Origin of the sequence: Cellulosimicrobium funkei (assembly GCF_004519295.1) — a bacterium.
Taxonomy (GTDB): domain Bacteria; phylum Actinomycetota; class Actinomycetes; order Actinomycetales; family Cellulomonadaceae; genus Cellulosimicrobium; species Cellulosimicrobium funkei.
Window position 1 is genome coordinate 524,753 of record NZ_SOZH01000004.1, and the last position, 11,862, is coordinate 536,614.

At 68.6% G+C, this 11,862-nt stretch carries 4 protein-coding genes and 1 riboswitch; all 4 genes read left to right on the forward strand.

Going from position 1 to position 11,862, the window contains the following annotated elements:
- The first annotated feature begins 80 nt into the window (after nt 1-80).
- The 4 genes from E1O70_RS08245 to E1O70_RS08260 all read left to right on the forward strand — a co-directional run bounded on the left by E1O70_RS08245 (nt 81) and on the right by E1O70_RS08260 (nt 11,840).
- Complete coding sequence (locus E1O70_RS08245) at nt 81-2,051, forward strand: LamG domain-containing protein (protein WP_167496850.1); 1,971 nt, start codon at nt 81-83, stop codon at nt 2,049-2,051.
- Nucleotides 2,033-8,416, forward strand: coding sequence for an RHS repeat-associated core domain-containing protein (locus E1O70_RS08250; RefSeq protein WP_061268334.1), 6,384 nt, complete (start codon nt 2,033-2,035; stop codon nt 8,414-8,416). The genes E1O70_RS08245 and E1O70_RS08250 overlap by 19 nt, the downstream gene beginning before the upstream one ends.
- 4 nt (nt 8,417-8,420) lie before the next feature.
- The gene (locus tag E1O70_RS08255; protein WP_128957616.1) at nt 8,421-8,717 is read left to right on the forward strand and encodes a MafI2 family immunity protein; all 297 of its coding nucleotides are present in this window, start codon (nt 8,421-8,423) and stop codon (nt 8,715-8,717) included.
- Nucleotides 8,718-9,993: 1,276 nt separating this feature from the next.
- A riboswitch (SAM riboswitch) is annotated at nt 9,994-10,107 on the forward strand.
- Nucleotides 10,108-10,211: 104 nt separating this feature from the next.
- Nucleotides 10,212-11,840 (forward strand): ABC transporter substrate-binding protein, encoded by a 1,629-nt coding sequence (locus E1O70_RS08260; protein WP_061268332.1) that lies wholly within the window; start codon nt 10,212-10,214, stop codon nt 11,838-11,840.
- Nucleotides 11,841-11,862 lie beyond the last annotated feature (22 nt).

Sequence of the window (11,862 nt, forward strand, 5' to 3'; positions counted from 1 at the left end):
GCGGGGGCCTCGAGGATCGTGCGGCGGCACCGTTGAGCGGGGATCGTGTCGCGGAGATGCCGGCGGACCTCGGTGCAGGCGTGGTCACCATCGTGCCCGACCCGGACATGCTCGCAGACCCGCAGACGCGGTGGCCGATCTATATCGACCCGGGGGTTTCCGGCAACCGGAACGAATGGACCCTGATCCGTTCGGCTGTCCCCAACACGGTCGCCGGTTACGGGTTCTCGTCCCCGGCGGGAATGGGCTTGTGCGATCCGGGCGCGACGGCAGAGTGTTCCCGGTCGAACGACGTGCACCGTCTCATCTGGGAGTTCAACGGCCTGCAGGCCGTCGGTACGCTCGCCTCGACTCACGTGCTGTCGGCAACCTTCAGCGTGTACGGGGCGCACTCCTGGAGTTGCGCTCCCACAGGTGTCGAGGCGTATCGAGTGAACGAGATCTCGTCGGGGACGACGTGGTCGAACCACATCGGAACCTGGGGTGCTTTCCAGTCCTCGCGGGCCCTCTCCCACAGCAAGGCCTGCGGAAATCAGGGTCGCTTCGAGTTCGACGTGACCGAGAGTGCCCGGGTCATGGCAGATTTCGATACCGGGTCGGTCGCGATCGGTCTCAAGGCGGCGAACGAGTCGAGCATGCAGATCGGGTGGAAGCGCTACGGGTACGACGCGACGTACTCGGTGACGTACAACCGTCCCCCGAACGTTCCAACAGGGCTGCGGACCACCTTCCCCGACACGGCGTGCGCGACAGGATCCGGTCGCCCGTTCATACGCTCGACGACTCCGTCGTTGTGGGCGACATTTTCGGACCCCGACGGCGACAACGTCTCTGCCGCGTTCTTCATCTATCGCGACGACGGCTTCCTCGTCTGGAATCCAGGACCGGGGTTCGCGTTCAGTTCGGGTTTGCAGTTCGCGATCGCTGTGCCGTCAGGTCTTCTCAAGAATGGTGAGACCTACAAGTGGTGCGCACAAGCTCGTGACGTGAGCGGGGTGTACGGCGTCTCGACCTTCTGCGAGTTCACCGTCGATGTGACCCGCCCGGACGCATTGCCGGAAGTCGTTGCGGTGCAGGGGCAGCCCGGCGTGTATGGCGAGGACACGGTCGGCGGTGGTGTCGGCCAGGCGGGTCAGTTCCAGCTCGGCACCGGTGGCGTCTCGGACGTGGTGTCGTACAAGTACTCGTTCAACTCGGACGCCCTGGACCGTGCGGTGACCGTCGCGGCGGGTGGCAAGGTCGCGTTCACACCCTCCGCTGCGGGGACGCAGCGACTGTCCGTGCAGTCGGTCGACCGTGCCGGGAACACCAGCGACGTGCGCACGTACCGGTTCAGCGTCGACCACCCCGGCTCATCGAGCCGGTGGCCGACCGATGACGGAGCCGGCCCGGCCGCCGCGAACACGGTGCGTCCAGAAGCGCCACTCGTGCTCAGCGGGCCTGCGCAGTGGGTGGCGGGGCCGCTGGCCGAGGCTGGTCTGTCCACGAGCGACCGCGCCCTGAGATTCTCGGCGGGCGCGACGGCGAGCACGTCCGGACCCATCGTCAACGTCGCTCGGGACTACGCGGTGCTCGCCAACGTGCGTCTCGATCAGGTGACAGGGACGGCGACCGCCGTGAGCCAGGACGGACAGAGCGTGAGCGGTTTCAAGGTAGGGGTGCGACAGGATCCACAGTGCCCCACCGGCGATGGGCTGTGCTGGGGCGCCTCCACGTCCAGCTCTGACGACGCGGGTGCCCCGGTGGTCACGACCCTCTCGGGTGTACCGGTGACGACGGGTGCCTGGGTCATGCTCGCCGTGGTCCACGACACCTCGAGCGCGCAGCTGCGCCTGTACGTGTGTGACCTCGGTGGCCGCGAGCAACCTGCGGCGCCGGCATCGACTCTCGGCATGACTCGGTGGACAGCCGCGGGCGCCTTCCGGATCGGGCGAGGGCAGGCCGCTGGCCTGCCCGCCGAGGCATGGAACGGCGCGATCGACAACATCCGCGTGTTCGACTCCGCCGTCGACGTCCGGGAGATCCGGCAGCAGTGCTCACCGACGAGCTGAGCATGCGCCCCCCTACCAACCCCAGTTTTCGTTTCGTCGCGCTTTCGAGAGAAGAGGACGCCATGGGCGGTCAGCGCCTGGCACGTACTGCTATCGCTGGCACTGTCAGTGCTGCGCTGTTGTTCACCCTGCTCGGCGCTGCGCCGGCGACAGCGGTGGCCGAGCCGTCTGCAGCCGAGCGGTCGTCATGGAGCGAGGAGGAGCGGCGGGCGCACGGGCGCGAACTGTGGCCGGAGGCCGATGTCGAACAGGTCGTCGCTTCGACGAAGGACGTTCCGGCGGCTGGCATCGCCCCTGAGCGGTCCGGTGCCCCGGCCCCCGCCGGAGGCGCAGCGCCTACGTGGCCTGAGGAGGGCCGTACGAGGCTCGACATCGTTCCCGAGGAAGACGCGGCGTCGGCGGACGGACCGATCGCGCTCGTCACCCCCGACGAGGCGGCCAACGGCTCCGGCGCGTATGACGTCGTCGTGGCGGATCGGGAGACGACCGCGAGGGCCGGGGTGGACGGCGTTCTCCTCGAGATCGCGCCGCCCGGAGAGTCGGAGGGCCCCGTCGAGGTCAGCGTCGACTACTCGAAGTTCGCTGGGGCGTACGGCGGCGACTGGGCGCAGCGTCTGCGCCTGGTCGAGGTGCCGGCCTGTGACGTCGAGGACAGCACGGCGAACTGCGCGGTGCTGGACCCCGTAGAGGTCGAGTCGGTCAACGATGCGCAGTCCGCCACGGTCAGCGCGATCGTCGAGCCCGCCGGTGCGACGACGTTCGCTGTGACGGCGGCGGCGTCTGGTTCGACGGGGGACTGGTCGGCGACGCCGTTGGCGGCGTCGGCGTCGTGGCAGGTGTCGGAGCAGACGGGTGACTTCGCGTGGTCGTATCCGGTGCGGGTGCCGCCGGCTGCGGGCGGGTTGGAGCCTGAGGTCGGGTTGAACTATTCCTCGGGGTCGATCGACGGTCGTGTCGCGTCGACGAACAACCAGACGTCGTGGGTCGGGGACGGGTGGGACCTGACGTCGGGGTACGTGGAGCGCAAGTACGTGGCGTGCGCGGACGACCGGGAAGGGTCGGCGAACAATGCGACCCGGGAGACCGGGGATCTGTGCTGGAAGTCCGATAACGCGACCCTGGTGTTCAACGGGTCGGCGACCGAGCTCGTCAAGGATGCGACGTCGGGGGTGTGGAAGCCGAAGTCGGACGATGGGACGAAGGTCGAGAAGCTGACCGGGGCGTGGAACGCGGGTCAGTCCGGTGAGCACTGGAAGGTCACCACGACCGATGGCACGCAGTACTTCTTCGGCCGGGACAAGCGGTCGGCCACTGACACGCTCGCCTTGAACTCTGCGTGGACGGTGCCGGTGTTCGGCAACCACCCGGGCGAGCCGTGCTACAACGCGGCGTTCGCGTCGGCGTCGTGCAACCAGGTGTGGCGGTGGAACCTGGACTATGTCGTGGACCCGTCGGGGAACTCGTTGACCTACGTGTATGCGAAGGAGACGAACAACTACGGGCGCAACCTGGGCACCGCGGTGTCCTCGTACGTGCGGGGTGGGTACCTGGCGCGGATCGACTATGGGCAGCGCGCCGGGGAGGAGACCGCGAGCTCGCCTGCGCGGGTCGAGTTCACGGTGGGGGAGCGGTGCCTGCCGTCGGGTGCGGTGACGTGTGACCCGGCGCAGCTGACGTCGGCGAACGCGTCGAAGTGGCCGGACGTGCCGTTCGACCTGATCTGCTCGTCGGCGACGTCGTGCCCGAACCAGTTCTCTCCGGCGTTCTTCACTCGCAAGCGGTTGACCACGGTCACGACGAAGGTCCTGAGCGGGTCCACGTATCGCGACGTCGACTCCTGGACCTTGGGCCACCAGTTCCCTGACCCCGGTGACGGGACCGACCCGGTGCTGTGGCTGGCGTCGATCGAGCACAAGGGCCTGGCGGCCTCGAGCGCGATCACGCTGCCCAAGACGACGTTCATCGGGGCGCAGATGGCGAACCGGGTCGACAAGCTCGGTGACCTCGGGCCGGCGATGAACCGGTATCGCATCACCGGCATCAACACCGAGTCCGGTGGCACGACCGCTGTCAACTACACGCCGGTCGACTGCACGACGTCGAACCTGCCTGCCGCGGCCGAGTCGAACTCGCGGCGCTGCTTCCCGGTGTACTGGGATCCGGAGGGTTCGATCGGCCTCACGCAGGAGTACTTCCACAAGTACCTGGTGTCGTCCATCGTCGACACGGGGCGCGACAGCCAGTCCGAGCCGGTGCTCACGAGGTACTCCTACGTCGGTGGTGCGGCGTGGCACTACGACGACAACGAGCTCGTGCAGCCGAAGTACCGCACGTGGGGGCAGTTCCGCGGGTACGCCACGGTCGACGTCGTGACCGGTGCGAGCGGGAACCCGGACTACCCGCAGCTCAAGACCCGGTACCGGTTCTTCCGTGGCATGCACGGTGACCGGGCAGCGCCCGCGGGTGGGACGAAGACGGTCGCCGTGGACGGGATCACCGACCACGACCACTTCAACGGGTTCACCCGTGAGGAGATCACCTACAACGGCGCCGCCGAGGTGTCCGGCACGCTGACAACCCCCTGGGCGTCGAACCCGACCGCGACGGGCGCGAACGGGATCGCGGCCCGGCACTCCGGTGTCGGGACGAGCGAGACCCGCACCACGGCACCGGCACTGCCGGGCGGAAAGCGCACCACCCGCACCGTGACGACCTATGGCGACTACGGCATGCCGGTCCAGGTCGACGACCAGGGCGACACGGCGACCACGGTCGACGACCGGTGCACCCGCATCGAGTACGCGCGCAACACCACCAAGCACATCCTGGGCACGGTGTCGCGCACCGAGACCGTCGCCAAGGCCTGCGCCACCACGCCGGCACGACCCGGCGACGTGATCAGCGACGCCCGCACGGCCTACGACGGTCTTGCGGTCGGCGCCGCACCCACGCGAGGGCTGGTGACTCAGTCCCAGGAGCTCAAGGCGTACTCGGGGACCACCGCGCAGTACGTCACGACGGCGACGAACACCTATGACGCGCTCGGGCGCGTGACGAAGGTGACCGACGCGCTCGGGCGTGCGACGACGACTGCCTACACCCCAGCCGGGGCGGGACCCGTCACGAAGACGGTGCTGACCGGGCCGGACCCCGACGGCACCGGCCCGTTGACGGCGCACGTCACCACGACGGACCTCGACCCGGCGTGGGGGACACCGACCAAGACGACGGACGCGAACGGAAAGATCACCTCCGGTTCGTATGACGCGCTCGGGCGCCTGACCGGCGTGTGGAAGCCGGGGCGGGTGCAGGGCACCGACTCCGCGCACTCGACGTTCGCGTACACGATCAGTGCGACCGGGCAGAACGCCGTCACCACGAAGAGCCTGATCCACGACGGCACCTACACCACATCCGTGGCTCTCTACGACGGCTTGCTGCGACAGCGCCAGACCCAAGCCCCCACCGGTGACCGCGAAACCGCGGGCCGCGTCGTGACCGACCAGGCCTTCGACTCCCGCGGGCTCCTGACCCGCACGAACAGCCCGTGGTACACCACCGGAGACCCCGCCACCACGCCCGTCGTGCCGACCACGGCGCTGCCCGGGCGCACCCTGACGTCCTACGACGGCGCCGGGCGGCCGGTCGCGGAGATCTTCCAGGTCGCCGAGCAAGAACGCTGGCGCACCACCACCACCTACGGCGGCGACCGCGTCAGCGTCGACCCGCCCACCGGCGGCACACCGACCACCACCATCACCGACGCCCGCGGGCAGACCACCCAGCTCCTGCAGTACACCGGGCCCGCGCCCACCGGTGCCCACCAGGCCACGACCTACACCTGGGACAAGGCCGGGCGCCTCGCCTCCATGACCGACCCCGCCGGCAACAAGTGGACCTACACCTACGACCTGAGAGGCCGCCAGACCGGCGCCACCGACCCGGACAAGGGCGCCAGCGCCTCGACGTACGACGACGCGGGACAGCTCCTGACGTCCACCGACGCACGGGGGATCACGCTCGCGACCACCTATGACCTCCTCGGGCGCAAGACTCAGCTGCGGGAGGGATCCGCCACCGGGACCGTGCGCGCGTCGTGGGCCTACGACACCCTCGCCAAGGGACAGCTCACCTCCTCCACCCGCAACGACGGCGGCGCCGCCTACGTCACGGCGATCACCGGCTACGACAACGGGTACCGCCCGCTCGGCACGTCCGTCACGCTCCCGTCGGCGACCGGAGCACTGGCAGGGACGTACACCACCAACTACACCTACACGCTCGACGGGCAGCTCAGCACCACGAGATACCCCGCCGCCGGAGGAATGGCCTCCGAGACCGTGACCACCTACCACGACAGCCGGTCCGTCCCCGAGTGGATGGGTGGGGGCCTCGGGTGGGGTGTCTACGTCGCCGGGACCCGATACTCCGTGTACGGAGAGCCGCTGCTGGTCGACATGGGAGCCAACTTCTCCCAGATGCTCAACTACTCCTACGAGCACGGCACCCGCCGCCCCGACAAGACGTGGCTCCAGCGTGAGGGTCAGGCGTCCTACGACCTCGACGTCCAGTACACGTATGACGACGCCGGGAACATCACCTCCATCGCGGACACCCCCGGGACCCGTGCCAAGGACGTCCAGTGCTTCACCTACGACGGCCTGCGCCGTCTTACCGAGGCGTGGACGCCCACCACGACCGACTGCGCCCCGAGCGGACGCACCACGGCGAATCTCGGCGGCGCCGCCGCCTACTGGACCAGCTACACCTTCGACACCGTCGGCAACCGGACCAGCACCATCGACCACGCGACCGCGGGGAACACCACCAGCACCTACAGCTACCCCGCCCCGGGCACCGAGCGACCCCACGCCGTCTCCGGCGTCGTGGACACCGGCGCCACCACAGGTACCGATACCTACGCCTACGACGCGGCCGGCAACACCACGACTCGCAGCATCGCGGGCAAGCCCGCTCAGACGCTGACCTGGGACGCCGAAGGCAAGCTCGACACGCTCTCCGAGGCCAGCACCGTCCAGGGCGACTACACCTACACCGCCGATGGCGACCGGCTCGTTCGCAAGGAGGGCAACACCACCACCGCCTATCTCCCGGGCTTCGAGCTCAGCGCCAAGGGCACCACGGTCACGGCGACCCGCTACTACAGCTTCGCGGGCAAGACCATCGCCACCCGGAGCACGCTCGACCAGAGCGGCGTGAACACCCTGGTCGCCGACCACCACAACACTGCGGAGATCGCGGTCAACGGCGGAACCAACCAAGCGATCCGCCGCTACCACGACCCCTACGGCAACCCGCGCAGCACCGGCGGCGCCTGGGTCGACGACAAGGGCTTCCTCGGCAAGCCCACCGACACCACGGGTCTGACCCATATCGGCGCGCGGTACTACGACCCCCAGATCGGTCGATTCATCACCGTCGACCCGATCATGGACCTCACCGACCCCCAGCAGTGGCAGGCCTACGCCTACGCCAACAACACCCCCGTCACCATGTCCGATCCCACCGGACTCATCGGTATGCGACCCGATGGCGATTTCTCCAGGCCTGGGCCATCAAGGAAGCAACCCCCGCCTCCTACGCCCCCTACTCCGCAAGCGTCCGCACCAGCTAAGCCAAAGACGACGAACAGCACGAGAACCGCGCGTACGTGGAGCACCGTAAAGCAGGCGGCGAACCAAACAAATGCCAAGATCGGGACCGGCCTCAAGGCAATTGGAAACTGGTTCTCCGACAACCGTGGCACCATCGCAACGGTTGCGGCGATCGGCGGATGTCTCATTCCAGCAGTCGGGCAGGTGGCCTGTGTTGGGCTCCAAGCAGCCGCCTTTGGGGTCCGCACGCAACAGACGGTTTCAGTGGAGGGGTGGAATCGTCAAACCGCCCTTACCGTCGCAGGTGACGCCGTTCTGACCGGGACCGGGCTAGGTCTTGCGGGCGGCGTTGCGTCAGGTGCGGGGCGCGTCGGCGCACTCACTGCCCAAAGAACCTCTGGCATGGCAGACGACGCGCTCAGATTCACAGCAAAGTCCGCAGACGACATCCCGTCCGCTCCGGCCGTCAATTGGGGCCAACAAGAGAAGCACTTCCCAGGACACCCGAACTTCGTCCCAGGGCGCAGTCCGATGACTTCGGATCCTCGGGTGCTAGCTCAACAAGCTGGCACCGGTCAGCAAGTCGGGAGAATCCCTGTGGGCCAGGCCGGTTCTAAGGAGCGAGTTAACTTTGGAGAATTCATCGGTGAATATTCCGAGCGGGGTGCAGGTCTTAGCCGCACGACGGTGGGACTGATCCACTATGGAAACAAGGGTGTCCACATCGTCCCCGGCCGCCCGCTAGGATGAGACCATGGATTTTCGAGTGCGCGCGCTTCTGTCAATTCAACGAGCAATCTGGGAACTGGTGACGCCTAACCTGCGGGGAATTGCTATCGCCTGCAGTTACCCTGCAATCTCAGCGCGTTTCTTATTCGAGAACCGCCCCACAGAAGAAGACTGTGAGAACGTTTCGCTTGCAGAGACATATAGCATTGCGGATTTCGGCGACGAGGTGGTGATCGAGTTTGCTCCCGTCTGGCTGCCGTGTTCTATGAGCCGTGCGCTGGAACCGGGTGAAGAGTGGGTCTACTTACGCAAAGAGCCGTAGAAGAGCCGCTTTTTTGTGCTCACCCGCCCGCCGCAGACTGCGACACCTGTGAACACGGGGGCTTCTGAGCGCAAACTGGTGGGCACGCGCCCAGTGCGTCGTTCCCGAAGTTGCCGATCGAGTCCTGCGCGCTCAGCCTGGGCTGCGTGCCCGCAGTTCTTGCGGGCCTTCGGGCTGCGGCTCGGGGCTTGGCCGCCACGGCTTCGGTCGCCGGTCGGGCCCGCCTGACGTCGGCGCATCCGGGTGTCATCGAGGTCGCTGGCGATGCCCTTGGCGCGCAGGTCGCTCGCAGTGTGCGACGCGGCGTTTGGCGGTGTCGTACGGAGCGCGCCCGTGTTCGGGCGCCGAACGCGTCATGCTGGGCTGCTCCGGAGGCCGCACGGGCGCGAGGGTCAGGGTCCAGCTCGTACTCGCCGGCGCTCCGCGCTTGGTCCGCCAGCCGGTGCTCGCGGTCGGCCTGCTGCATGAGCGGCTGGGCCTCGGCGTGCTGCACGGTGGTGTGGTGGCGCTCCTTCTCGGCGGTCGCGTGAGCCACGAGCTTCGGCTAGTCCAGGAGGTGCGAGGACTTCGACGCCATCGCGAGATCTACGTCGGGCCCCTTGCGCTTCCACACCCGCACGTCGCGTAGGCCGCCGCGCCCCATTGGCCCAAGGTTGGCATCCGCCGGCACGTGGTTGCTCGCCGCTAGCACGTCGTCCTTTGTGAGTGAGCGGATCGACTGTGAGCCGTCGAGCTCGTCGCGGGCCTCGAACCGCGGTCCGGGCATGCGGGCGTGGAGTTCGGACTGCGCCCTCTCCGCGAAGCCGTCTGGGTCGAGTCCGTAGCGCGTGCGCCCCTCGGTGCGCATGTGCTTCTCACCGCGTCTGGGACCTCACGGGCCCACGATCTGCCGACCTGATACGAACGGTCTACCTGTTCCGCGTGGCACGGTCCCACCAGTCCGACCTCAACACGTTCTCGATCTCGACGGGTGTGACGCGCCGCTCTGCCAGGAGTCGGGTCTGCGGTTTGCGAGGCTGATACGTGCGTGCCTGCCGCCGCGCGCCGCAGCGCCTCTCGCGCGCGCACGCAGTGCGCACCTCTGCCCTTCGAGGGACGCTCAGCACCCCGGGCGGGCCAGGAGTTCCACCGCGCGCCACCTGAGTCGCCCGTCCCAGTGCGGTGACACGTGACGCAGCCGCAGCCCACGCCGTCTCAACCGAAACAACCGTCCGCCTGGCGGGACGCGCGTCTCGATACTTGACTTACCCGGTCGAGATTGTCTTTCCTGCTCCCAGGTGACGAGCGTCAGCACGCAGGCCCGGCTCGCTGACCAGCAACCCTTCGACGTGACGGGGTGCTCCGGGAACGACCTGACCGCGTGGCTCCCGCCGCGCGGTAAGCACGGCACCCCGGTGGGTTCCCCCGCCGCGACGGCCCTGAGCCCGGCGCGGTCGACCACCGGCGCCGGACGACCGCCGGTCCTCAGCCGGCACACGAGGAGAGCAGCACGACATGATCCCCACACCTCACCGACGCCGGTCCCTGACCGTCGCCGCGGCGGCCGCCGCGACGGGCCTCCTGCTCAGCGCGTGCGCGGGCGGCGGCTCCGGCGCGTCCGACGGCGACGGGTCGCCCAGCCCGTCCGGCGAGCCCGAGGCGGGCGGCGACCTGACGTTCGCCCTTACGGTCGACTCGCACTGCATCGACCCGCAGCAGGTCGGCAACAACGACGCCATCGCGGCGGCCCGCCAGACGGTCGCGTCGCTCACGGCGCAGGACCCGGAGTCGGGCGAGATCCTGCCGTGGCTCGCGGAGAGCTGGGAGGTGAACGACGACGCGTCGAGCTACACGTTCCACCTGCGCGACGACGCGACGTACGCCGACGGCACGCCGATCGACGCCGAGTCGGTGAAGACGAACTTCGACGCGATCGTCGCGCTCGGCGCGACGGCGTCGCTCGGGTCGCAGTACCTCGTCGGCTACGAGGGCACGACCGTCACCGACCCGCAGACCCTCACGGTGGACTTCGCGGAGCCGAGCGCGCAGTTCCTCCAGGCGACGTCGACGTTCTCGCTCGGCCTCCTCGCCCCGTCCTCGGCCGACCTGAGCGTCGAGGACCGCTGCGCCGGGAAGTTCGTCGGCTCCGGCCCGTTCTCCGTGAAGTCGTACACGCAGGACCAGGAGATCGTGCTCGAGAAGGTCGCGGGCTACGCGTGGGGCTCGGAGGCGAGCGACCACCAGGGCGAGGCCTACCTCGACACGGTGACGTTCAAGGTCATCCCCGAGGCGAGCGTGCGCAGCGGCAGCCTGCAGTCCGGGCAGATCGACGCCACGGCCGCGATCTCGACCGTCGACCTGCCGCAGTTCGACGGGAACGGGTTCTGGCTCGAGTACCGCGCCAACCCGGGAGTCGTGTTCAACCTCTTCCCCAACGAGTCGAGCCCGCTCGCGGGCGACGAGGCCGTGCGGACGGCGATCCTCCAGGGCATCGACCGCGAGCAGATCGCGGACACCGTGCTCAGCGCCCAGGACGAGCCGGCCACGAGCGTCCTGTCGCACTCGACGCCGCTCTACGAGAGCGTCGCGGACGAGCTCGCCTACGACCCCGAGGGCGCGAAGAAGATCCTCGACGACGCGGGCTGGGTCGAGGGCGCCGACGGCGTGCGGGAGAAGGACGGCCAGAAGCTCTCCACGACCGTGACGTTCTGGCAGGTGCCGGAGCCGCTCGAGCTGGTCCAGCAGCAGCTCGCGCAGATCGGCGTGGACCTCCAGCTCCAGCACGTGACCGTCGCCGAGTCGCAGGCGATCAAGGAGAGCGGCGACTTCGACTTCGACTACTACAACCTCACGCGCTCCGACCCGGACGTGCTGCGGACGATCTTCTCGGCGAACGCGCGCAACATCAACCAGCGGGACGCGGAGGAGGTCGACGACCTGCTCGACGCGTCGGCCGCGGCGACCGACCCGGCCGAGCGCCAGGAGCTCGTCACGGAGGCGTCGCGCCTGCTCGTGCAGAAGGGGCACGCGATCCCGGTCTACGAGCTCTCGACGACCATCGCGGCCGCCGACACGGTCCACGGCCTGACGTTCGAGGCGTCGTCGCGCCTCGACTTCTACGACGCCTGGGTCACCCAGGGCTGACCCGCCGGGCCCGCCTGCCCGA